General features: G+C 65.4%; 20 protein-coding genes. 11 read left to right on the forward strand and 9 right to left on the reverse strand.

Annotation, left to right across the window (positions count from 1 at the left end):
- Positions 1 to 372 precede the first annotated feature (372 nt).
- Complete coding sequence (locus tag AB0J29_RS26055; protein ID WP_169338115.1) at positions 373 to 516, reverse strand: hypothetical protein; 144 nt, start codon at positions 514 to 516, stop codon at positions 373 to 375.
- A 372-nt stretch (positions 517 to 888) separates the two neighbouring features.
- Between AB0J29_RS26055 and AB0J29_RS26060 the strand changes: the two genes are divergently transcribed.
- The 7 genes from AB0J29_RS26060 to AB0J29_RS26090 are packed head-to-tail and all read left to right on the forward strand — an operon-like array spanning position 889 to position 10,027.
- Positions 889 to 2,601 (forward strand): acyclic terpene utilization AtuA family protein, encoded by a 1,713-nt coding sequence (locus tag AB0J29_RS26060; protein WP_364791450.1) that lies wholly within the window; start codon positions 889 to 891, stop codon positions 2,599 to 2,601.
- Positions 2,598 to 3,746, forward strand: a complete 1,149-nt coding sequence (locus tag AB0J29_RS26065; protein ID WP_364791453.1) for an acyl-CoA dehydrogenase family protein — start codon at positions 2,598 to 2,600, stop codon at positions 3,744 to 3,746. The genes AB0J29_RS26060 and AB0J29_RS26065 overlap by 4 nt, the downstream gene beginning before the upstream one ends.
- Entirely contained in the window at positions 3,743 to 5,341 is a 1,599-nt protein-coding gene (locus tag AB0J29_RS26070) for a carboxyl transferase domain-containing protein (RefSeq protein ID WP_364791456.1), read from the forward strand. Before AB0J29_RS26065 ends, AB0J29_RS26070 begins: the two co-directional genes overlap by 4 nt.
- Before the next feature lie 7 nt (positions 5,342 to 5,348).
- Positions 5,349 to 7,379, forward strand: a complete 2,031-nt coding sequence (locus tag AB0J29_RS26075) for a biotin carboxylase N-terminal domain-containing protein (RefSeq protein ID WP_364791459.1) — start codon at positions 5,349 to 5,351, stop codon at positions 7,377 to 7,379.
- Positions 7,379 to 8,539, forward strand: coding sequence for an acyl-CoA dehydrogenase family protein (locus AB0J29_RS26080; protein ID WP_364791462.1), 1,161 nt, complete (start codon positions 7,379 to 7,381; stop codon positions 8,537 to 8,539). Before AB0J29_RS26075 ends, AB0J29_RS26080 begins: the two co-directional genes overlap by 1 nt.
- Positions 8,540 to 8,566: 27 nt before the next feature.
- On the forward strand, positions 8,567 to 9,349 hold the full coding sequence (locus AB0J29_RS26085) for an enoyl-CoA hydratase family protein (RefSeq protein WP_364791465.1): 783 nt from the start codon (positions 8,567 to 8,569) through the stop codon (positions 9,347 to 9,349).
- Positions 9,350 to 9,409: 60 nt separating this feature from the next.
- Positions 9,410 to 10,027, forward strand: coding sequence for a TetR/AcrR family transcriptional regulator (locus AB0J29_RS26090; RefSeq protein ID WP_364791469.1), 618 nt, complete (start codon positions 9,410 to 9,412; stop codon positions 10,025 to 10,027).
- A 33-nt stretch (positions 10,028 to 10,060) separates the two neighbouring features.
- On the opposite strand, the gene AB0J29_RS26095 is transcribed toward AB0J29_RS26090, so the two are convergent.
- From AB0J29_RS26095 to AB0J29_RS26115, 5 genes are all read right to left on the reverse strand, one after another.
- Complete coding sequence (locus AB0J29_RS26095; RefSeq protein WP_364791472.1) at positions 10,061 to 10,513, reverse strand: hypothetical protein; 453 nt, start codon at positions 10,511 to 10,513, stop codon at positions 10,061 to 10,063.
- Positions 10,514 to 10,545: 32 nt separating this feature from the next.
- The gene (locus tag AB0J29_RS26100) at positions 10,546 to 10,938 is read right to left on the reverse strand and encodes a hypothetical protein (RefSeq protein ID WP_364791475.1); all 393 of its coding nucleotides are present in this window, start codon (positions 10,936 to 10,938) and stop codon (positions 10,546 to 10,548) included.
- 309 nt (positions 10,939 to 11,247) lie between these two features.
- Positions 11,248 to 13,299 carry a glycosyltransferase family 39 protein gene (locus AB0J29_RS26105; RefSeq protein WP_364791478.1) on the reverse strand — a complete coding sequence of 684 codons (2,052 nt, stop codon included), beginning with the start codon at positions 13,297 to 13,299 and terminating at the stop codon, positions 11,248 to 11,250.
- On the reverse strand, positions 13,296 to 14,552 hold the full coding sequence (locus tag AB0J29_RS26110) for a bifunctional glycosyltransferase family 2/GtrA family protein (protein WP_364791481.1): 1,257 nt from the start codon (positions 14,550 to 14,552) through the stop codon (positions 13,296 to 13,298). Before AB0J29_RS26110 ends, AB0J29_RS26105 begins: the two co-directional genes overlap by 4 nt.
- 69 nt (positions 14,553 to 14,621) lie before the next feature.
- Positions 14,622 to 15,260 (reverse strand): class I SAM-dependent methyltransferase, encoded by a 639-nt coding sequence (locus tag AB0J29_RS26115; RefSeq protein ID WP_364791484.1) that lies wholly within the window; start codon positions 15,258 to 15,260, stop codon positions 14,622 to 14,624.
- Positions 15,261 to 15,428: 168 nt separating this feature from the next.
- Here AB0J29_RS26115 and AB0J29_RS26120 point away from each other — a divergent pair, with 168 nt between their 5' ends.
- Positions 15,429 to 16,151 carry a TetR/AcrR family transcriptional regulator gene (locus AB0J29_RS26120; RefSeq protein WP_364791680.1) on the forward strand — a complete coding sequence of 241 codons (723 nt, stop codon included), beginning with the start codon at positions 15,429 to 15,431 and terminating at the stop codon, positions 16,149 to 16,151.
- Between the two features lie 176 nt (positions 16,152 to 16,327).
- On the opposite strand, the gene thiD is transcribed toward AB0J29_RS26120, so the two are convergent.
- Positions 16,328 to 17,170 (reverse strand): bifunctional hydroxymethylpyrimidine kinase/phosphomethylpyrimidine kinase, encoded by an 843-nt coding sequence (gene thiD / locus AB0J29_RS26125; protein ID WP_364791487.1) that lies wholly within the window; start codon positions 17,168 to 17,170, stop codon positions 16,328 to 16,330.
- A 96-nt stretch (positions 17,171 to 17,266) separates the two neighbouring features.
- Between thiD and AB0J29_RS26130 the strand changes: the two genes are divergently transcribed.
- Complete coding sequence (locus AB0J29_RS26130; RefSeq protein WP_364791490.1) at positions 17,267 to 18,412, forward strand: GTP-binding protein; 1,146 nt, start codon at positions 17,267 to 17,269, stop codon at positions 18,410 to 18,412.
- Positions 18,413 to 18,469: 57 nt separating this feature from the next.
- Here AB0J29_RS26130 and AB0J29_RS26135 read toward each other — a convergent pair whose 3' ends face one another.
- On the reverse strand, positions 18,470 to 19,093 hold the full coding sequence (locus tag AB0J29_RS26135) for an SDR family oxidoreductase (RefSeq protein ID WP_364791493.1): 624 nt from the start codon (positions 19,091 to 19,093) through the stop codon (positions 18,470 to 18,472).
- Positions 19,094 to 19,341: 248 nt separating this feature from the next.
- The gene (locus AB0J29_RS26140; RefSeq protein ID WP_364791496.1) at positions 19,342 to 20,478 is read right to left on the reverse strand and encodes an epoxide hydrolase family protein; all 1,137 of its coding nucleotides are present in this window, start codon (positions 20,476 to 20,478) and stop codon (positions 19,342 to 19,344) included.
- Positions 20,479 to 20,563: 85 nt separating this feature from the next.
- On the opposite strand from AB0J29_RS26140, the gene AB0J29_RS26145 reads away from it, so the two are divergent.
- Positions 20,564 to 21,220: a TetR/AcrR family transcriptional regulator gene (locus tag AB0J29_RS26145; RefSeq protein WP_364791499.1), complete on the forward strand. Its 657-nt coding sequence runs from the start codon at positions 20,564 to 20,566 to the stop codon at positions 21,218 to 21,220.
- Between the two features lie 196 nt (positions 21,221 to 21,416).
- Positions 21,417 to 22,085, forward strand: a complete 669-nt coding sequence (locus tag AB0J29_RS26150; RefSeq protein ID WP_364791502.1) for a class I SAM-dependent methyltransferase — start codon at positions 21,417 to 21,419, stop codon at positions 22,083 to 22,085.
- Positions 22,086 to 22,203: the final 118 nt, after the last annotated feature.

The raw sequence follows: 22,203 nt of genomic DNA on the forward strand, positions 1-22,203 counted from the left end.
CGTCGAGACTCGCGACTTCGTCGCATGCGCTTCGACGACTCGGACGCGAGACGGGCCGCGAACGGTCGCTCGTAAGACTCGCTCCGTTGTGGTCGCGGATGGCGGGTTGTTCGGCACCTGATGTACGCGTGTCGGCACTCGAGTCTTGTCAGTCGCGTGCGCTTCGATGACTTGGCCATGAGACGGGCCGCGAATGGTCGCTCGTAAGACTCGTTCTGTGGTGGTCGCTGGTGGCGGGTTGTTCGGCACGTGAGGTATGGGTGTCGGCACTCGAGTCTTGTCGCGTGCGCTTCGACGGCACGGACGCGAGACGGGCCGCGAACTCCTCGTTCGTGAGACTCGCTCCGTGGTGGTTGCGGGGGTGGTGAGGTCCTACATCAACCAGGCGACCGCGCCCGCGGCGGCGAGTACGGCGAGCACGACGAGGGCGATGGCGAGTGGGCGGGCGGTCTTCCAGGTGGAGTAGGCACCGCCCAGGAGGAATCCGGCCAGCGCGAACAGGATGACGGACGACATTCAGTCATTCTGCTGTATCTGATTTGCCGCGCCTGCGGCGCGGCGGGTTCGCGGCCCCCTGTTGTTTCGCGGCTGACCCTTTCGCGCGACCTGCAAGCAGTCGCCTGCAAGCAGTCGCTGGCGGCGCCGTCGAGACTTGCGACTTCGTCGCATGCGGTTAGACGACTCGGACGCGAGACGGGCCGCGAACGTCGCTCGTGAGACTCGCTCAGTGGTTGTTGCCTGGTAATGGCGGTGTCTGTGCAATTAACAATCACGCGTGCTTGCTTTTTTCTGGATCGGGTGTGATGCTGGACCTCGGAACGCGGACTCCACCGATGGCGCATGCGGCGGCATCGGGACGGTTCGCCGCACAGGAGGGCCTTCCAGCTGATGAGTTTGCTGGCCGCCGATCCGGAGCTGATCCGGATCGGCAACTGTTCCGGGTTCTACGGTGATCGGCTCAGCGCCATGCGGGAGATGCTCGAGGGTGGGCAGCTCGATGTGCTCACCGGGGACTATCTTGCCGAGTTGACCATGCTGATCCTCGGTCGCGACCGGATGAAGGACCCCAGCCTCGGCTATGCCAAGACTTTCGTCCGGCAGATCGAGGACTGCCTCGGGCTGGCGCTGGAACGCAATGTGCAGATCGTCACCAATGCGGGCGGACTCAACCCGGCCGGGCTCGCGGAGAAGCTGCGCAAGGTTGCGGCGGATCTCGGGCTCGATGCCAAGGTCGCGCATGTCGAGGGTGACGACTTGCTGAGCCGGGCCGGCGAACTCGGCCTCGGGGCGCCGCTGACCGCCAATGCTTATCTCGGTGCCTGGGGCATCGTCGAATGTTTGAATGCCGGCGCGGATATCGTGGTCACGGGTCGGGTCACCGACGCTTCGGTGATCGTCGGCCCGGCCGCCGCCCATTTCGGTTGGGGGCGAACCGATTACGATCAGCTGGCCGGTGCGGTCGTGGCCGGACATGTGATCGAGTGCAGTACGCAGGCCACCGGCGGTAATTTCGCGTTCTTCACTGAGCTGGCCGATCTGGGACGGCCCGGCTTTCCCATCGCCGAAGTGCGCAGAGACGGCAGCAGTGTCATTACGAAGCATTCGGGCACCGGCGGTGCGGTCACGGTGGATACCGTTGCGGCACAGCTGATGTACGAAATCCAGGGGGCGCGCTACGCGGGGCCGGATGTCACCACGCGGCTGGACAGCATCGAGCTGAGTCCGGAAGGTCCCGATCGGGTGCTGATCAGCGGTGTGACCGGCGAAGCACCGCCGCCGCAGCTCAAGGTGTCGCTCAATACCCTCGGCGGTTTCCGCAATGAGATGGAGTTCGTGCTCACCGGACTCGATATCGAGGCGAAAGCCGCACTGGCACAACGACAGCTGGAGTCCTGGCTGCCCGTGCGACCCGCGGAGCTGACCTGGACCCTGGCACGACTCGACCGGCCGGATGCCGAAACCGAGGAGCAGGCAAGCGCTTTGCTGCGCTGCGTGGTGCGCGATCCGGATCCGAACAAGGTCGGCCGCGCCTTCGCCAATGTCGCGGTCGAGCTGGCCTTGGCCAGTTACCCGGGTACCAACTTCACCGGCCTGCCCGGCAATGGTTCGCCGTACGGCGTGTATACACCCGGATTCGTCGATGCCGCCGAGGTGCCGCATGCTGCGGTGCTGCCGCAGGGCACGCGCGTCGATATCGCACCCGCGTCGGACACGCTGGAATTGGCGGAGGTGGCCGAACCGGAACTGCCGGAGCCACTGCCTGCCGACGAAACTCGCCGAGCACCACTGGGCACGATCGCGCTGGCCCGCAGCGGCGACAAGGGGGGCAATGCCAATATCGGGGTGTGGGTGCGCACCGACGAGCAATGGCGCTGGCTAGTGCATACGCTGACGGTGCAGCGCCTCGAGGAACTGCTGCCCGAGGTCGCGGCGCTGACAGTCACCCGGCATGTGCTACCGAATCTGCGTGCCGTGAACTTCATTATCGAGGGGCTGCTCGGACAGGGAGTGGCTTATCAGGCCCGCTTCGATCCGCAGGCCAAGGGGCTCGGCGAATGGCTGCGCTCGCGTCATGTTGATATCCCATTGGAGTTGCTATGAGTCCGTGGAATACGCCGGAAAGGCGCGAATTGCGCGCCACCGTAAGGCGTTTCGCCGAGCGCGACGTGCTCCCGTACCTCGATGACTGGGAGCGTGACGGCGAGATCCCGCGTGAACTGCACAAGAAGGCCGGAGCGCTCGGCCTGCTCGGCATCCAATTCCCGGAATCCGCGGGCGGTTCCGGCGGTGACGGTATCGACGCCATGATCGTCTGCGAGGAGATGCATCAGGCCGGTTGCTCCGGCGGCCTGTTCGCCTCGCTGTTCACCTGCGGTATCGCGCTGCCGCACATTATCGCCTCGAACAATGAAGATCTGATCGAGCGCTTCGCACGCCCGACCCTGGCCGGGGAGAAGATCGGCTCACTCGCCATTACCGAACCAGGTGGCGGCTCTGATGTCGGCCACCTCACCACCACCGCGCGCCGTGATGGCGACCATTACATCGTCAATGGCGCCAAGACCTACATCACCTCGGGTGTGCGCGCCGATTTCGTGGTGACCGCCGTGCGCACCGGTAGTCCGGGCTCCGGCGGGATTTCGCTGCTGGTGGTGGAGAAGGGCACGCCGGGCTTCACGGTCAGCCGCAAGCTCGACAAGATGGGTTGGTTGGCCTCCGATACCGCCGAACTGTCCTATGTGGATGTGCGGGTGCCGGTAGAGAATTTGGTCGGCCCGGAGAATTCCGGTTTCTCTCAGATCGCCGGTGCGTTCGTCAGCGAGCGGGTCGCCCTTGCGGCGCAGGCGTATTCACAGGCTCAGCGCTGTCTGGACCTGACCCTGGACTGGGTGCGCAACCGAGAGACCTTCGGCCGCCCGCTGATCAGCAGGCAGGCCGTGCAGAACACGGTGACCGAAATGGCCCGCCGCATCGATGTGGCCCGCGTTTATACCCGAAATGTGGCGCAGCGCAGCGCCGAAGGCGAAACCGATTTGATCGCCGAGGTGTGCTTCGCCAAGAACACCGCCGTGGAGGCGGGCGAATGGGTGGCAAATCAGGCCGTGCAGCTGTTCGGCGGGCTCGGTTATATGCGCGAATCCGAGGTCGAGCGGCAGTATCGCGATATCCGCATTCTCGGCATCGGCGGTGGCACTACGGAAATTCTGACCGGACTGGCGGCGAAACGATTGGGGTACCAGTCTTGACGACACTACGCACTACACTCGACACCGCGTCGCCGGAGTACACGGCCGCGGTCGAGGCCATGACCAGCAAACTCGCCGAGGTGGAGGCCGAATTCGCCAAGGCCATCGCGGGTGGAGGCCCGGATAAGCTGGCCCGGCATCGCAAGCGTGGCAAGTTGACCGCGCGCGAGCGCATCGAACTGCTCATCGACGAGGATTCGCCATTCCTGGAGCTGTGCCCACTTGCCGCGTGGGGCAGCGACTTCCACGTCGGTGCGAGCGTGGTGTGCGGTATCGGCATCGTCGAAGGCGTCGAATGCATGATCGTCGCACCGGATCCCACGGTGCGCGGCGGCACCTCGAATCCGTGGACGTTGCGCAAGAACCTGCGCATGAACGACATCGTCATGCAGAACCGGCTGCCGGTAATCGGACTCGTCGAATCCGGCGGCGCCGATCTGCCGACGCAGAAGGAAGTCTTCGTCCCCGGCGGACGAATGTTCCGCGATCTCACCAGGGCATCGGCAGCTGGAATCCCAACCATCGCGTTGGTTTTCGGCAATTCCACTGCGGGTGGCGCCTATGTCCCCGGCATGTCCGATTACACGGTGATGATCAAGGAGCGCTCCAAGGTATTCCTCGGCGGACCGCCGCTGGTCAAGATGGCGACGGGTGAGGAATCCGATGACGAATCGCTCGGTGGCGCGGATATGCACGCGCGCGTCTCGGGTCTGGCCGATTACCTGGCGGTCGATGAGCAGGACGCGATCCGCATCGGTCGCTCCATTATCAAGCGGCTGAACTGGAAGAAGCAGGGGCCGGCACCGCGCGCCGAGGTCATCGAACCGCGCTACGACCAGGAAGATCTGCTCGGCATCGTCCCGTCGGATCTGAAGATCCCGTTCGATCCGCGCGAGGTGATCGCGCGCGTGGTCGACGGTTCCGATTTCGACGAATTCAAACCGCTCTACGGCAGCAGTCTGGTGACCGGCTGGGCGGAATTGCACGGTTATCCGGTCGGGATTCTCGCCAATGCGCGGGGCGTGCTGTTCTCGGAGGAATCGCAGAAGGCGACCCAGTTCATCCAGCTGGCGAACCAGTCGAATACGCCACTGCTGTTCCTGCACAACACCACCGGCTACATGGTCGGCAAGGAGTTCGAACAGAAGGGCATCATCAAGCACGGCGCGATGATGATCAACGCGGTATCCAACTCGAAGGTGCCACATATTTCGCTGCTGATGGGCGCGTCCTACGGTGCGGGCCATTACGGCATGTGCGGTCGCGCCTACGACCCGCGCTTCGTCTTCGCTTGGCCCAGTGCGAAATCCGCTGTCATGGGCGGTGCCCAGCTGGCCGGGGTGATCTCGATCGTGGGCCGGGCGGCCGCGGAGGCCAGGGGCCTGCCCTTCGACGAGGAGGCCGACGCCGGAATGCGCGCCATGGTGGAGGCGCAGATCGAGGCCGAATCGCTGCCCATGTTCATGTCGGGGCGGTTGTACGACGACGGCGTGATCGATCCCCGTGATACCCGCACGGTATTGGGAATGGCGTTGTCGGCCATTCACAATGCCCCAGTCAAGGGCGCCGATGGCTTCGGCGTCTTCCGGATGTGAGGCTTTCATGACCTTCGCTACTGTTCTGGTTGCCAATCGGGGTGAGATCGCTCGTCGGGTATTCGCCACCTGCCGTCGCATGGGGATCGGCACGGTCGCGGTCTACTCCGATGCGGATGCCGCGGCACCGCATGTCGCCGAAGCCGATGCAGCGGTACGTCTTCCGGGCAATACTCCGGCAGAGACCTATCTGCGCGGCGAGCTGATCATCGAGGCGGCCCTGGCCACCGGTGCTGACGCCATTCATCCCGGTTACGGATTCCTTTCCGAGAATGCGGAATTCGCGCGCGCCGTGCTGGCGGCCGGACTGGTGTGGGTCGGCCCGCCGGTCGAGGCCATCGAGCAGATGGGTTCGAAGGTCGCGTCCAAGAAGATGATGGATGCGGCCGGAGTCCCGGTGCTCGCCGAACTCGATCCCGCCGAGGTCACCGCGGCACAGCTGCCGGTGCTGATCAAAGCCTCCGCCGGTGGTGGTGGGCGTGGTATGCGTGTGGTGCGCGAACTCGCCGACCTGGAACCGCAGATCGCCGCCGCGCGCCGGGAGGCCGAATCGGCATTCGGCGATCCGACGGTGTTCTGCGAGCGGTACCTGGAGACCGGCAGACATATCGAGGTCCAGGTCATGGCCGATGCCCACGGCACCATCTGGGCGGTCGGCGAGCGGGAATGCTCCATTCAGCGCCGCCACCAGAAGGTGATCGAGGAGGCGCCGTCACCGCTGGTCGAACGGGTCGACGCCATGCGCGCGCACGCGGGCATGGCCGATGGACCGAGCATGCGCGAGCGGCTGTTCGAGGCGGCCAGGCTGGCGGCCGGTGCGATCGGCTACACCGGTGCCGGGACCGTGGAATTCCTGGCCGACGAGGCGGGCGAGTTCTTCTTCCTGGAGATGAATACCCGGCTACAGGTGGAACATCCGGTCACCGAATGCACCACCGGACTGGATCTGGTGCGGACTCAGCTGGAGGTCGCGGCCGGCGGCGAATTGGCCGCCGCACCGCCGCCGCTGCGTGGGCATTCGATCGAGGTGCGGCTGTATGCCGAGGACCCGGCACACGATTGGCAGCCGCAGAGCGGGACGGTCCATCGGCTCGATATCCCTTCGGCGGTGACCGAATTCGACGTTCTCGACCGGCCGGGCATACGCCTGGATACCGGTGTGGTGAACGGTTCGGTTGTCGGTGTGCACTACGACCCGATGCTCGCGAAGGTCATCTCTTATGCCGCGACCCGTGGCGAAGCGGCGCGGCTATTGGCAACGGCATTGCAGCGGACCAAGATTCACGGCCTGGTGACCAACCGCGATCTACTGGTGCGGGTGCTGCGCCACCCGGCGTTCTTGGCCGGAGACACCGATACCGCATTCTTCGAAACGCACGGATTGGACTCGCTCTCCGCACCTTTGGTGTCCGAAAGCGATGAGGCACTGTCCATCGTCGCCGCCGCGCTCGCGGACGCCGCGGCGAATCGGAAGGCGGCCAGGGTCGGCGGCGGGCTGCCCGCGGGCTGGCGGAATCTGCCGTCGCAATCGCAGCGCAAGTCGTACGAAAGTCGCATCAGCGGAACACATGACATCGGTTACCGCTTCACCCGCACCGGCGTCGCGGTGGATGGCCACAATGGCCTGGAATTGGTGCAAGCGGGTCCCGAACGCGTGGTCCTCGCGGTTCCTGGTGAACGCGGACCGGTGCGTAGGCAATTCGATATCGCCCGCTACGGCGAGCTGGTCTGCGTGGACTCCCCGCTCGGACCGGTATCGGTGCGCAGACTGCCGCGCTTCAGCGATCCGGCCGATCAGGTCGCACACGGTTCCCTACTCGCGCCCATGCCGGGCAGCGTGATTCGCATCGGCGCCGAGGTCGGCAGCGCCGTCGAACAGGGTCAGCCGATTCTGTGGCTGGAGGCCATGAAGATGGAGCACACCATCTCCGCGCCCGCCGCGGGCGTGCTCAGCGCCCTCAATGTCACCGTCGGCCAACAGGTCGATGTCGGCACCGTGCTCGCCGTCGTCGATCCCACCGAATCCCAGGAGAACTGATGAGTTTCATCGAAACCGAAGAGCAGAAGGCACTACGGGCGGCGGTCGCCGCGCTCGCCGCCAAGTACAGCTTCCGCGATTACGTGCTGCCGAAGGCGCGCAAGAACGAACCGCTCACCGAATTATGGGATGAGGCAGGCAAACTCGGCTTTCTCGGCGTGAATCTGCCGGAGGAGTACGGCGGCGGTGGCGCGGGCATGTACGAGCTCGCGCTGGTCATGGAGGAGCTGTCCGCGCAGGGCGCGGGACTGCTGCTGATGGTGGTCTCACCGGCCATCTGCGGCACCATCATCACCAAATACGGCACCGATGAGCAGAAGCAGCAGTGGCTGCCCAAACTCTCCGACGGCACCGCCAAGATGGTATTCGGCATTACCGAACCCGACGCCGGTTCGAACTCGCACCAGATCACCACGACTGCGCGGCGCGACGGTGACGACTGGATCCTCAACGGCCGCAAGATCTTCATCTCCGGCGTGGACCAGGCCGAGGCCGTGCTCATCGTCTCGCGTACCGAGGACCACAAGACCGGCAAGCTCAAGCCCGCGCTGTTCATCGTGCCCACCGATGCCCCCGGCTTCATCAAGACGCCGCAGGAGATGGACATTATCGAGCCGGACCACCAGTTCACGCTGTTCCTCGATGACGTGCGCCTGCCGTCGGATGCCTTGGTCGGCAAGGAAGACGCCGCGCTGATGCAGCTGTTCGCCGGCCTCAACCCGGAGCGCATCATGGGCGCGGCCATGGCCGTCGGCATGGGACGCTACGCCATCGACCGTGCCGTCGAATACGCCAAGCAACGCACGGTGTGGAAGACGCCGATCGGTGCGCACCAGGGCATTTCGCATCCGCTCGCCGCGGTGAAGGTCGAGGTCGAGCTGGCCAAGTTGATGATGCAGAAGGCCGCGACCTGCTACGACGCTGGCGATGAGATGGCTGCCGCCGAGGCCGCGAATATGGCGAAATACGCTGCGGCGGAAGCCAGTATCAAGGCACTCGATCAGGCCATCCAGACCCACGGCGGCGCGGGACTCACCAAGGAGTACGGCCTGGCCGCGATGCTCGCCGCGGCCCGCATCGGCCGCATCGCGCCGGTCAGCCGGGAGATGATCCTGAATTTCGTCGCCCAGTACTCGCTGGGCTTGCCGAAGTCCTACTGACACCCGGATGCCGCTATAGGAGGGTCGATGACCGAGATACCCACCGCACCATATGTGCGTTACGAGGTCAGCAATGGATTCGCGACGCTCACGCTCGACTCGCCACACAACCGCAACGCACTGTCGTCGCGGTTGGTCGCCGAGTTGCTCGAGGGCCTCGACAATGCCGCGGCCGATCCCGCCGTCCGCGGTATTGTGCTCGCGCACACCGGCAATACCTTCTGTGCGGGCGCGGACCTGTCCGAGGCCAGCACTACCGACCCGGCGGCGGCCGCCGACGAGCGCACCCGCGTGATGATCGGCGTACTGCGCCGGCTCATCGCAACACCCAAGCCGATCATTGCCCGGATCGATGGCAATGTGCGCGCCGGCGGTATGGGCATCGTCGCGGCCTGCGACATCGTGGTGGCCGGTCCCGGCAGCAGTTTCGCACTCACCGAGGTGCGAATCGGCTTGGCGCCCTTCATGATTTCGCTGACCCTGCTGCCGCGGCTCAGCTCGCGCGCGGCCAGCCGCTACTACCTCACCGGCGAGAAATTCGGTGCGGATATCGCCGAGCAGATCGGCTTGGTCACCATCACCGCCGCCGACCCGGTGGCCGAGGTGGCTCGGCTGTGCGCCGAACTGCGCAAGGGTTCCCCGCAGGGCCTGGCCGAGGCCAAGCGACTGGTCAATGCGGGCATCCTAGCGGAATTCGACAGCTCCGCCGAGGAACTGGCGAAGCGTTCCGCGAGCTTCTTCGGCACCCCGGAGGTACAGGAGGGCATGTTGGCCTTCTTGCAGCGCCGTCCACCGACCTGGGCAGAATAGCGCCGTGACAACGCCGACGACCGAAGCCGCCATGGCCGCGAGCCTGTTCGGAGTGAACCGATGGTGACTCCCCACGAACCCAAGCAGGACCGCAGCCGGGCCACCCGGCAGCGTCTGCTCGAGGCGACCATCGACTGCCTGGCCGAAACGGGCTGGGCAGCCGCCACGGTCTCGGTTGTCGCGGAACGGGCCGGGGTATCGCGGGGTGCGGCCCAGCATCACTTCCCGACCAGGGAAGACCTGATCACCGCCGCACTCGAGTACATGTTCGACAGCCGCACACAGCAGGCCAAGGGTGAGGCGAAGGCGGTGTCCGCGCTGGCCGAGGGGGTCGAGCGGACCGAGGCGGTGGTGGCCGGGCTGGTCGAGTCCTACACCAGCCCGCTGTTCAAGGCGGCGCTGCAGGTGTGGACGCATGCGGCGGCCGATCCGGCGCTCCGGGAGCGAATTGTGCCGCTGGAGGCCAAATTCGGGCGCATATCGCATCGGCGGGCGGTGGAGGCGCTGGGGGTGGACGACGGTGATCCGGTCGCCCATCACCTCGTTCAGGCCACACTCGATATGGCGCGCGGGCTCGGGCTGGCCGATGTCCTGACCGATGACTCCGCGCGCCGCAAACAGATCGTCTCGCAATGGGCGGCAACACTGCACACCGCATTGCACAGCCCACGGTCCTGACGCCGCTGGGGCGCATCCCGCCGGGTCGAGCCGCTACTCCTCGGTCGGCCCCTTGGCCGGTGACACATGCTGGAACCAGGCGGCCGTTTCCGCTGCGGTGAGCACCCGCTCCAGCGTCAGGTCGCCGACCATATTCGGGACGAAGCGTCCCGCTGGCCAGGTGCGTGGGTACGGCGGCGGATCCAGCACCAGCAGGCGGGTGCCGTCGACGACCGGAATATCGGAAGGCGTGCCCTCGTTCCAGATCCAGCTGCCGTCCGGCGCGACCAGATTGAACGATCCGGTGGTGTGCGCCATGCCGGGCATATCGCGGCACATGGCGACCGCCTCCGCCGCCGGTGCCGCACCTGGAATGTGTCCGCCGCCGATGAGGGCATCGGCGAGCAGGGTGTGCAATTGGAAGTTGTCGCCGATGCCGGTCATGCGCATGGCATAGCCGGTGCCGGTCTCACGGTGCAGCACGATGACCGGATCGTCGTCCAGCACGCTAACACGTTGCCGGGCACTGGCTTTCGTGACTAGCACAAGCCTTGCTGCTGGAGGTGTCCTTCATCGACCGCGTAGGAGGTGGAACCGACGAGGACGCCGAGGAGTCCGCCGATGACCAATCCCGGAATCGCGCCGGCCAAGAAAATGGGCAGGCCCGCAATGCCACCGATGGCCGCGCCGAGCAGTCCGCCGACCAGCGTCCTGACCTCGATGGTGTCGCCGGGCGGCAGCGGGCATCCGCTGATGGGGGTGGCCTGCGGGGTCGGTTCGGCTGCGGCTGCGATCGGCTCGGTCGCGACCGGCGCGGTCGGGTCCGGCGATCCGCCCGGCGTCGCCGATGCGGTCGAGGCGAAGCCGACGGTGAGCGCGATCGCGACGAGCGCGCCGATGACGGTTAGGACGAATCTCGAAATGCTTCTCACGGTTTTCCTGATGGTTCGACAGTTGGCACTTGACCTGATGGTCGACCCCGGCCGGAGTCGTCCCGCGCTGGACCATCATTCCCGGAGTTCGCGGTGCGCGAAAGGGTTTCGAATGAATGCCACATCAAGAGGATTTCGAGGAAGCAGGTAAGGGATCTCGAGGAACGGTTCCGAACGGCGTGTGGGCTGCTCCCGGATGGCACGCCGAGCTGGCCGGGGCCGGCGTTCGCCGCGTTGGTCGCAGCCACGTACGCCTGAACCACAACGCGATTCGCCCGGTACGTGCGCACCGGGCGAATCGCAGGTGGATCAGTGGGCGGCAGTCAGGTCGTAGAGGGTGATGCCGTCTACTTCGGTTGCCCTGAAGTGCTCTTGCACCCACTTGCTGATCTCGCTGCTGGTGCCGGAGCGGCCGAAACCGCTACCGCCATCCGCACCGCCGCGGTTGCCATTGCCGATGAAGTAGTGGATCTTTCCATCGGCGACATACTGTTCGAACTGATCCAACGTCGGCGAGGGATCGCTGCCGTTGAAGCCGCCGATCGGCATGACCGGCAGTTCGGTGGCCAGCTGGAATCCGGCGGCACTGTTGGAGCCGATGGCCGCGGCGGCCCAGGTGTATTCGGCCCCATTGCTTTCCAACATCGCGATAACCTTCGCGCTCGGCCTGCTCGCGCCGAGCAGACCACCGGCGGGCCCGCCCATCATCGGACTGTCTCCGGCCTCGATGGTGGCTTGCCTATCGGTTTCGCCGGGTTGTCTACCCCCCATGCCATCGGATCCGGCGCCATTGCGACCGTCGGCATTTCGCGCACCGGATATACCGCCGCCGGGAACGCCGAAGCCGCCCTCGCCCCCAGGGGGAGGTCCGAACATCCCGAATTTCCCGACATTAGGTCCGGCCGACACGATCCCGCCCTCATGACCGGTCGAAATGGTTTGCGCGGAATACGCGACGGGCCCGGCCAATCCGGTGAATGCGGCCGCGAATGCCGCGACCAGCGCCAGCTTGCGCGGTGCGGGGAGCAGCACCGCGATGGTCGCGAGCACTCCGACCACCAATACCGACCAGCGCAACCACGGCACGAAGCTCGAGCTGCGCGACAACAGCATCCACGCCGTCGCGGTGGTCAGGCCGACGGCCAGCCCGGTGCACAACCGGACCCACAGCCGATGCCGATCCCGCCACAGCGCAACCGCGCCGATCCCGACCAACGCGGCGACCGCGGGAGCCAGCGCCACCGTGTAGTACTGGTGGAAGATGCCTGCCATGAAGCTGAAAGTCAGCCCGGTCACCAGCAGCCAGCCACCCCACAGGATCAGCGCCGCGCGCCGCCGATCGGTGCGAGCAGCCTTGCCGCGCAACAGAATTCCGACGACCAAGGCGACCAAAGCGGCGGGGATCAGCCAAGCGATCTGACCGCCCTGTGCCGGTTCGAACATCCGGGTGATCCCGGTACTGCCCCACATGTCGCCGCGACCGCCGGGCGGCATATCGCCGCCGGGGGTGACGCTGCCGTGTTCGTTGCCGTTCAATCGGCCGAGCCCGTTGTAGCCCAATGTGAGTTCGACGATCGAATTATGTTGCGACCCACCGATCCACGGCCGCGACGAGGCAGGCCACAGTTCCACCGTGACCAGCCACCAGCCAGCCGTGGCGATCATCGACAAGCCCGCGGCGAGCAACTGCGGGATCCGCTTGCCGAGTGCGGGCGGCCCGGCGAACAGATAGGTCAGTGCCAGTGCGGGCACCACCAGCAGTACCTGCAATTGCTTGGTGAGGAAGCCGAATCCGATGCAGACACCGGTGAGCACCAGCCAGCGGGTGCGCCCATCCTCGACCGCCCTGGTCATCGCCCAGGTCGCCGCGATCATGAGGAAGACCAGCAGCGCATCCGGGTTGTTGAACCGGAACATCAGCGCGGCAACAGGAGTCACCGCGAGTACCAGTCCGGCGATGAGTCCGGCCGCCGGGCCGAAGGGCCTGCGCACCGTCGCCCACATCAGTGCCACGGACGCGACGCCGAGCAGCACCTCCGGAACGAGAATGCTCCAGGAATTCAGTCCGAACATCCGCACCGACAATTCCATCAACCACAGCGAGGCCGGTGGCTTGTCGACGGTGATCGAGTTGCCCGCATCCGAGGAACCGAAGAAGAAGGCCGCCCAGGATTTCGAACCCGCCTGTACCGCCGCGGAATAGAAGGAATTCGCCCACCCGCTGGCACTGAGGTTGCACAGGTAGGCAATTCCGGTGCCGAGCAGTAGGACGGCCAAGGCCGGGTATTCCCAACGGATCTCGCGCGCGGGGCGTGGTTGTGGTCGTACCGCTGTTGACGGTGGTGTGAGTGTGACCGTCACTGCTGTCCGCCCTCGCAGACCAGCGGGGTGTGGGTGGCCCTCGGATTCCGGAAGACCCAGCGCAGGCCGACGAATCGGATCAGCGTGGCAATGAGATTGGCAACCACGAGTACGAACAATTCCAGATGAACCGCGGCGTCGGGAGCCCATCGGTGCAAGGCGAACAACGAGCCGCTGGTGACCGATAAGCCGAAGCCGAATATCAGCAGACCTTGGAATTGGTGTGACACAACGCCATTCGATCCGCGCACCCCGAAGGTGAAGGCACGGTTGGCGGCGGTATTGCCGATCGCGGTGATCAGCAGCGCGGCGAAGTTCGCGACCTGCGAACCGGTCATGGGCTGCAACACCAGATACAACAGCATGTAGGCGAGTGTGGAGAAAACGCCGACTATCGCGAACCGCACCACCTGTCCGACCATCCCCAGTGGCACACCGGGCACCAGTGGTTCACGTCCGACCGAGCGGCGCAGCTCATCCAAAGCCAGCGCACCGGTCGTCAGTCCGCGCAGCAGTCGCCATACGCCCAGCAGGTCCTTGCGCGCGGTATCGATAATGTCGACCCGGCTGTCCGGATCGTCGATCCAGTCGACCGGCACCTCGTGGATGCGCAGCCCGGCGTGCTCGGCGAGCACCAGGAGTTCGGTATCGAAGAACCATTCACCGTCCTCGACCAGCGGCAGCAGCCGCTGCGCCACCTCGGTGCGCATTGCCTTGAAACCGCACTGCGCATCCGAAAAATGGGCCTGCAGTGAGGCTTTCAGGATCAGGTTGTAGCAGCGCGAGATGAGTTCGCGCTTGGGTCCGCGCACCACCCTCGATGCCGCGTCGAGTCGGGTGCCGATGGCCAGATCCGAGTGGCCGGAGATCAGCGGCGCTACCAAGGGCAGCAACGCATTCAGGTCGGTGGACAGATCCACATCCATGTAGGCGACGACCTGGGCGTCGGAGCGCTCCCACGCCGCACGCAGTGCGCGGCCGCGGCCTTTGGCGTCGAGATGCACCACCCGCACGTCATCGAGTTCGTTCGCGAGCAGCTGCGCGACCTGCATGGTGTCATCGGTGCTCGCATTGTCGGCAACGGTGATCCGCGCCGGGAACGGGAACCCGTCGCGCAGGTACGCACGCAGCCGCCGCACGCAGACGCCCAGGTCGGCCTCTTCGTTGTAGACGGGGATCACGACGTCCAGCACGGGCGTGATCGCCGTTTCGGTCATTTCCGCCCGGTGCGCGGCGGTCGTCGATTCGGTCATGGTGACCACCCTCGCCAACCGCGCTGGACCCTGGCTGGGCCCTAGCTGTGAGGTTCCTGGGGGCCGCGCCTATCGCACGCGACGAATCCGCAATACGGTATCGGTACGCAGCCCCACCTGTCCCTCCGGCCACGTGACTTCCCGCTCGACCGCATCCCTGGTCTCGACGCTCCAGTCCGCCCCGAGAGCCAGGTCCGCCAGCACTTCATCCATTGTCGGAAAGTGCACGTCATGGCGATGTTCGACAAATGACGGCCACCCCGCATGCCCCGCAATCAACAAAACCCCGCCGCTCTGCACCGCCTCCGCGGCCCGCCGCAGCACCTTCGCCCGCTCCTGCTCCTGCGCCACCGGCGAATGAAAGAACTGCGCCGAAACCAGATCGAACATCCCCTCCGGAAACGATTGCGCCAGATCATGTTCGGCAAACGTGATGTGCTCCCCGAGGCCCGCCTCGTCGGCATGCGCCGCCGCGCGCCGCAGCGCTGTCACGGATACATCGACCGCGGTGACCCGCCAGCCGCGCCCGGCAAGCCACACAGCATCCGCACCCTCACCACACCCGAGGTCCAATGCGGTCCCCGGCTCGAGCCCCGCGGCCTCACGCACGAGCAATGGATTGGGATTCCCGGTCCATACCTGATCCCGATCCTGATAAAACCCCTCCCAGAACTCCTGGGTGTTGCCGGTGGCGGTGCCCTCACTCATGCGTCGCTCTCCCATCGAAATCGCGTATCTCGGTCCATCGACCCTGTTCGCATGATGTGCGCGGGTCCACGACAACGCCAATTTTCTTGCCGGTTCAGCAAAAGCCCGCGTGCCTCGGTTTCGGTTCCGACCGAGGTCGGTGCCGGGGTTGGTACGGTCGGATTCGTGATGCGGAGCGGGCGGGGAGTCGATGCGGGGGCGCCCAAGCGGGTCGATGCTCGGACAGAGCGGTGGCGGGAGCATCGGGTGAAGGTGCGGGGGCAGTTCGTGGATGCGGCGTTTCGGGCGCTGGACAAGTTCGGGCCCGAGGTGAGTATGGGGGATATCGCGAAGGAAGCCGGGGCGGCCAAGCCGAAACTTTACCGGCACTTCGAGGACAAGACGGATCTGTACAACGCGATTGTCGACCGGGTTGGCGACATGCTGTGGGAGCGGATCGTTTCCAGTGCCGATATGACGAATGATTCGGCGCGGGAATTGATTCGGCGGGGTGCGGCCGCGTATGTGCTCGTGGTGTCCGAGCATCCCAATGTTTTCCGGTTCATGCTGCACAGCCACTTCACCCGGCGGACCGATGAATCCGAGCGGGCGCTGCAATCGGCTCGGCAATCGGCCAAGCGGGCCGCGGATCTGTTCACCGGACTGCTCGCCGACGAGTCCGTCGAGGTAGCCAGCGTTGAACTCGTCAACTATTCGGTATTCGGCGCGGTGGCCTCGGCCACCGACTGGTGGCTCGGCGCGAACCGGTTACAGGTACCCGCCATGCCGATCGAGAAGTTCGTCGCCTACCTGGCCGAGATCATCTCCGCACTGGCCGATGCCAATGCGCGGCTGAACGGCATCCGCTTCCACGCGGAGCTACCGCTGCACCGCGCGTTCTCCAACGACTGATGTGCACCACCGGTGGTGCCGACCGCGGGCGCGCCCTGGGCGGTCGGCTTCCGCAGCCACTTCGAACCACTATGTTCTCGTCAACCGCATCATCGAGGCCGACGGTGTCTGCGATGCCCTAAGTATGTACCCACCCACCGACAAGTTTCGGCACCCGAACCCGATGGCCCCGGCGATCAAGAACGGGAGAGCCGCCAGAGCGGAGAAACAGGCCCGTGACCTGCGCCGAGATCATATGACGCGACCAAACTGCGGTAGGTCCAATCCTTGGCGAACTCGACCGCATCCGGCACCGAGTACCCGTTGGCGAGCGCGCACGCGATAGCCGCGGCGAATGTGTCACCACCGCCGTGGTCATTGCCGGTGGTGATCCGCGGCGCGGTGAACTCCAGGAATCGATCGCCATCGAAGAGCAGATCGGTACTGACCGCCGAGGAGCGCAGGTGCCCGCCCTTGACGATCGCCCATTGCGCCCCGAACTTGTGCAGCGCCTCCGCCGCCCGCCGCGCCGAGGCATCATCGATGACCTCGATCCCGGTGATCAGCCGCACCTCGTCCAGATTCGGTGTCACCACTGTGGCCAGCGGAATCAGCGTATGCCGCACCGCATCCAGTGCCTCCTCGTGCAGCAGCGGATCGCCGTGCATGGATGCCGCCACCGGATCGACCACCAATGGCGTCCGATCCCGCCCGATCCCCACCTCCTGGCACACCGCCGCGACCGACTCGATGATCGCCGTCGAGGCCAACATTCCGGTCTTGGCCGCCCCGACCCCGATATCCCCGACCACCGCGCGCACCTGATCGGCCACGACCTGTGGCGGAATCTCATGGAACCCGCTCACCCCGACCGAATTCTGTACCGTCACCGCGGCCACCGCCACACACGCGTGCACCCCGCACAGCGCCATGGTCCGCGAATCGGCCTGAATGCCCGCGCCGCCGCCGGAGTCGGTCCCGGCGATAGTGAGGACGCGAACCGGGGTCTGCCCATCGGGCACAAGCGGCAGGAATTTCACAAAACAGACCCTACCCAGCATGGACCCGACCGAAGAGGGCCGGATTCCGATCTGCCCGATTGCTTAGTTCTAAATGAAAACCATTATCATTAAAGCGTGACCACTTCATCGACCTCTGACCTGCTGCCCGTCACCGTGCTCTCCGGCTTCCTCGGCGCGGGCAAGACGACCCTGCTCAACCACATCCTGGCCAATCGGGACGGTCGCCGCGTCGCGGTGATCGTCAATGACATGAGCGAGGTCAATATCGATGCCGCGCTCGTCGCCGGGCAGGGGCACCTCGACCGCACCGAGGAGAAGCTGGTCGAACTGACCAATGGCTGCATCTGCTGCACGCTGCGCGAGGATTTGATCGAGGCGGTCGGCAAACTCGCGCGGGCGGGCCGCTTCGATCAGTTGGTCATCGAATCCACCGGAATCTCCGAACCGATGCCGGTCGCCGCGACCTTCGACTGGGAATTCGACGACGGCTTCAAACTCGGCGATATCGCTCGCCTGGACACCATGGTCACCGTGGTGGACGCCTCCACCTTCCTCGCCGAGATCGCTCGCGGGCAAGCGCTCGCCGAGCGGAATCTCGAGGCGGGCGAAGGTGATACGCGTACCATCGCCGACTTGCTTGTCGATCAGGTCGAATTCGCCGATGTCGTGCTGATAAACAAGACCGACTTGGTCAGCGCCAATGCCGTCGGAACCGTGGAAGCCACTGTGCGACGGCTCAATCCACGCGCCCATGTGTTGCGCACCGAGAAAGGAGCGGTAGATCTCGCGGAAGTCCTCGCGACCGGTCGTTACAACCCCGTCGTCGCCGCCGAATCCGAGGGCTGGGACGAGGAACTCGCGGGCGGCCACACTCCGGAAACCGAGGAATACGGCATCCGCAGCCTCACCTACACCGCCGATCGTCCCTTCCATCCCGAACGCCTCGCCGAAGCCCTGGCCCAACTTCGAGGCATGTTGCGCAGCAAAGGCTTCTGCTGGCTCGCCACCCGCCCCGACCTCGCCGCAATCTGGTCGCAAGCCGGTCCGAACCTCACCTTCGAACCCGCCGCCTGGTGGGCCGCCCTGGAAGTTCCCGCGGGCCAAGAAATCGTCTTCATCGGCATCGAACTCGATACCGCCCACATCCGCGCACTCCTCGACGCCGCCCTGCTCACCGAGGACGAATTCAACGCGGGCCGCAGCGCCTGGGCCACCTATCCGGACCCATTCCCCACCTGGGGCGCTCTCCATCAGCACTGAACTGAAACCATGCGGGCCAATCGCCGCGAGGACCCGCCGCCAATACATGCTCGATCACTAGTTGGAGATGCCGGGGGCCAGGTGGGTGTAGGTGGGGTCGGTGAGTTGCGTGAGCATGAAGGCGGCGATATCGGCGCGCGCGATTTTGAGGGATAGGCCCTTGGTGTCGGCCCGAAAGCCGTGGCGGTAGGCGTCGGTGCGTGGGCCGTCGGTGAAGGCGCTCGGGCGGACGATGGTCCAGTCGAGGTTGCTGCCGCGTACGTATTCTTCCTGCTTTTCGTGGTCGGCGTAGGCCTCGCGCAGCAGCATTTCGAACATGACGTACTTCCACAGGAAGTTCAGATTGCCGCGGCTGTCGCCGACGCCGAGAGTGGTCTGGCAGATCAGGCGCTTGACGCCGGTCCGGTCCATCGCCTCGAGCACCGCGCGGGTGCCTTCGGCCCGGACGACGCCCTTGCGGCCCGCACCCAGCGAGATCAGCACCGCGTCCTGCCCGGCCACGGCCCGCTCCACCGAATGCGTATCGAGCACATTGCCCTCGACGACGTGCAGCCGCTCGTGTCGCTGCTGCACACTCGCCGCATTGCGCGTGAAGGCGGTGACCTCGTGCCCCTGCTCGAGTGCCTGCTCGACGACCAGCCGACCGACGGTGCTGGTGGCTCCGAAGACTGCGATGCGCATGATGTTCTCCTTGTGTTGAATGTGCGGTGCTCCCGAGCCCTACGTGGTTACGCAGGCTGCCGTCTCCGGGCCTGACGCTCGCACCGCGGGGTGTTGAAAGCTGTTGAGCTGTTGGTGAATCCAGTACATCAACAGAGAACGAGACGAACCATGGCCATGCGTCTCGAAACCATACGAGGGGGTCTACGCCGGAAAGCGCAAGGGCCCGCGTCCGGAGAAAGGATGCGAGCCCTTGCGCAGCGTGCAACTCAGCCGAGCTTGGCGAAGAACTGCCGGATATCGGCGACGATCAGCTGCGGTGCCTCATGTGCGGCGTAGTGTCCGGCCGCATCGTTCGGGCCGCCTTCTGCGGAGCCGGCGTCGTAGGAATTCCAGCTGACGATATTGCTGTGATCGCGCTCGGCGAACCGGCGGATCGACTGGAAATCACCCTTGAACATCGCCAATCCGGTCGGCACCGTGGTCGGTCCGCTCGGCTGCTGCGCGGTGTGCGCATTCTCGTAGTAGAACCGCAGCGACGACCCGGCAGTACCGGTCAGCCAGTAGATGGCCACATTGCCGATCACGAACTCCTCGTCGAGGCTCTCGCCGAACAACTGCGCATTCCAGCCGAGCAATCCGATCGGCGAATCGGCCAGCGCGAACGCCAGCGTCTGCGGCTGCTGGCTAGCCAAGGTGTTGAAGGCCATCTTGTTCTCGTGGAACCACTGCAGATGCCGCAGCGCCGCCATATCGTCCTCGGACAGCCCCTCGAACTCCGATGGATCACCGGATGGGAACGAAAACAGCTGCGTCACATGCACTCCGACGACGTGATCGGAATCCAGCCGCCCGATCTCCGGTGAGACCATCGAGCCACCGTCGTTGCCGATGGCGCCATAGCGCTCGTAGCCGAGTCGGCTCATCAGCTCCGCCCAGGCCGCGGCGGTGCGGACGGTGCCCCATCCGGTGCTGTGGGTCGGCCCGGAGAACCCGAATCCCGGCAGCGACGGGATGACCAGATGGAAGGCGGGCTCATCGGCCGATTCCGGCTCGGTCAGCGGCGCGATGACATCGAGGTATTCGAGCACCGAACCCGGCCAGCCGTGGGTGAGGACCACCGGCAGCGCATCCGGCCGAGCGGACCTGATGTGCAGGAAATGAATATTCTCGCCGTCGATCTCGGTGGTGAACTGCGGGTAGGAGTTCAGCTTCGCCTCCAGCGCGCGCCAGTCGAAGCGTTCCAGCCAGTACGTGGCCAGACCCCGCACCCGCTGGTTCGGCACCCCGTAGCCGTCGCCGACGCCGGGCAACTCATTCGGGTAGATGGCCCGGGACAGCCGGTCGGCCAGATCGTCGAGCTGAGCCTGCGGGATGTCGATGCGGAAGGGGGTGATGGCGGTCATCTCTACTCCTTTTGAAACGGAATGCTTCGTTCTGTTTGAACCGTATCAGAACGGATCATTCCGTTTCAAGTGCTAATCTGAATCCATGCCGAAGACATCCAACGCCCCAGTTGAGAAGGGGTTGCCCGGTCGCAAGGCCCAGGCCGCACGCAATGACGGGCTCATCCTCGAAGCTGCCCGCGCGGTCTTCCTGGCCGATGCCAACGCGCCGATCGCCGCCGTCGCCGAACGGGCCGGAGTGGGGATCAGTGCCCTCTACCGCCGCTATCCGAGCAAGGAGGTGCTGTTGCGCACCCTCTGTTACGAGGGCCTACGCCGCTATAACGCCGAAGCCGATGCCGCGCTGGCGGATTCGGATGGCTGGCGCGGTCTGGTGGGATTCCTGGAACGGGTGGTCGACGCCGATGTGCATTCGCTGTCCGTACATCTGGCGGGCACCTTCACCCCGGATGAGTCGATACTCCCGGATATCACGCATTCGGGTGCGGTCACCGAGGAACTGGTGCGGCGGGCGCACGCTTCCGGTCGGCTACGTGCGGATGTCAATGCCAACGACCTCGGTCTCGTCCTGGAATCATGCGCGGCCATCGCCATGCCAGACCAGGCGCGAACCGCCGAACTGCGCCAGCGCGTGCTGGCCATCCTGATCGCGGGGCTCTCTGGTGAAGGTGAATTGCCCGGTCCACCACCGGAAGTGGGCGAATTCGCGTGGCGCTGGCAACCGCGTAACCAGCGACAATGAGTTCGGCGCAGCGCGCGGAATTGCTGGGCCGTCCAACAAATTTCTCCGCGCCCTAGGTGTGGTGTCTCAGGACGTTGGTACCGCGGTCGCGAGGTCGAAGGGCGAGTTGCTCAGGTCCGGTGCACAGTCTGGCGGGGACGGCGCTGCCGGTGTCCGTGCGGACATAATGACGCCTGCCCGGAGTAAGGTCGAGTTCATGAGCAGTGGCGCCGTGCCGACCGCAGCGGTGGCGGGCTCGGACCTGTGGGCCCGCACGTTTGCGGCGCTCTATGACCCGCTGCTGTGGGTGGGCGAGCGGGCGGGAATGGGCGCTCGTCGGCGTGATTTGCTCGGCCGTGCAAGGGGACGGACTGTCGAGCTCGGCAGCGGCACCGGTCTTAACCTCGGGTACTACCCGCACGGCCTCGACGAGCTGATCTTGACCGAACCGGAGGCCGCGATGCGTACGCGGTTGACGCGAAGGCTGCGTCGCGGTCGACACCGGGCGCGTGTGCTCGACGCATCAGCGGAACGACTGCCGTTCACGGATGAAACCGTGGATACGGTCGTCTCAACGCTCGTGTTGTGCACCGTCGACGACCCTGATCCGGTGTTGCGGGAGATCGAGCGCGTGTTGCGTCCCCGCGGCCAGTTGCTGTTTATCGAGCACGTACGTTCCCAGTCGCCGCGACTTGCCTTATGGCAAGACCGCCTCGCCGAGCCGTGGCGCCGGTTCGCGGAGGGCTGCCACTGCAACCGTGCCACCCTCGAGCTGATCCGGGCGTGTGGGCTGGAACTCGACGACGTACAGGAAACGTCGTGGCGGAGAATGCCCCCGATTGTTCGACCGCTGATCATGGGTGCGGCCACCAAAAGCGATACCTGACTGAAACTGCACTCGTCCGCGCACCGACGAGCTTGGTGCCGCACGAGACAGCACACCCCTCCGCGTCGGCGATCACTTCGGCGAACCGGCTCGTGATCGGGACGTCAGATGCGGCCGT

Source organism: Nocardia sp. NPDC049707 (assembly GCF_040674855.1).
In the GTDB taxonomy this organism is placed as follows: domain Bacteria; phylum Actinomycetota; class Actinomycetes; order Mycobacteriales; family Mycobacteriaceae; genus Nocardia.

What these genes read in the sequence shown, in the direction of transcription:
- AB0J29_RS26055 (WP_169338115.1), bottom strand. Translation starts at nt 516, where the DNA reads ATGTCGTCCGTCATCCTGTTCGCGCTGGCCGGATTCCTCCTGGGCGGT.
- AB0J29_RS26060 (WP_364791450.1), top strand. Translation starts at nt 889, where the DNA reads ATGAGTTTGCTGGCCGCCGATCCGGAGCTGATCCGGATCGGCAACTGT.
- AB0J29_RS26065 (WP_364791453.1), top strand. Translation starts at nt 2,598, where the DNA reads ATGAGTCCGTGGAATACGCCGGAAAGGCGCGAATTGCGCGCCACCGTA.
- AB0J29_RS26075 (WP_364791459.1), top strand. Translation starts at nt 5,349, where the DNA reads ATGACCTTCGCTACTGTTCTGGTTGCCAATCGGGGTGAGATCGCTCGT.
- AB0J29_RS26080 (WP_364791462.1), top strand. Translation starts at nt 7,379, where the DNA reads ATGAGTTTCATCGAAACCGAAGAGCAGAAGGCACTACGGGCGGCGGTC.
- AB0J29_RS26085 (WP_364791465.1), top strand. Translation starts at nt 8,567, where the DNA reads ATGACCGAGATACCCACCGCACCATATGTGCGTTACGAGGTCAGCAAT.
- AB0J29_RS26090 (WP_364791469.1), top strand. Translation starts at nt 9,410, where the DNA reads ATGGTGACTCCCCACGAACCCAAGCAGGACCGCAGCCGGGCCACCCGG.
- AB0J29_RS26110 (WP_364791481.1), bottom strand. Translation starts at nt 14,552, where the DNA reads ATGACCGAATCGACGACCGCCGCGCACCGGGCGGAAATGACCGAAACG.
- AB0J29_RS26115 (WP_364791484.1), bottom strand. Translation starts at nt 15,260, where the DNA reads ATGAGTGAGGGCACCGCCACCGGCAACACCCAGGAGTTCTGGGAGGGG.
- AB0J29_RS26120 (WP_364791680.1), top strand. Translation starts at nt 15,429, where the DNA reads ATGCGGAGCGGGCGGGGAGTCGATGCGGGGGCGCCCAAGCGGGTCGAT.
- AB0J29_RS26135 (WP_364791493.1), bottom strand. Translation starts at nt 19,093, where the DNA reads ATGCGCATCGCAGTCTTCGGAGCCACCAGCACCGTCGGTCGGCTGGTC.
- AB0J29_RS26140 (WP_364791496.1), bottom strand. Translation starts at nt 20,478, where the DNA reads ATGACCGCCATCACCCCCTTCCGCATCGACATCCCGCAGGCTCAGCTC.
- AB0J29_RS26145 (WP_364791499.1), top strand. Translation starts at nt 20,564, where the DNA reads ATGCCGAAGACATCCAACGCCCCAGTTGAGAAGGGGTTGCCCGGTCGC.
- AB0J29_RS26150 (WP_364791502.1), top strand. Translation starts at nt 21,417, where the DNA reads ATGAGCAGTGGCGCCGTGCCGACCGCAGCGGTGGCGGGCTCGGACCTG.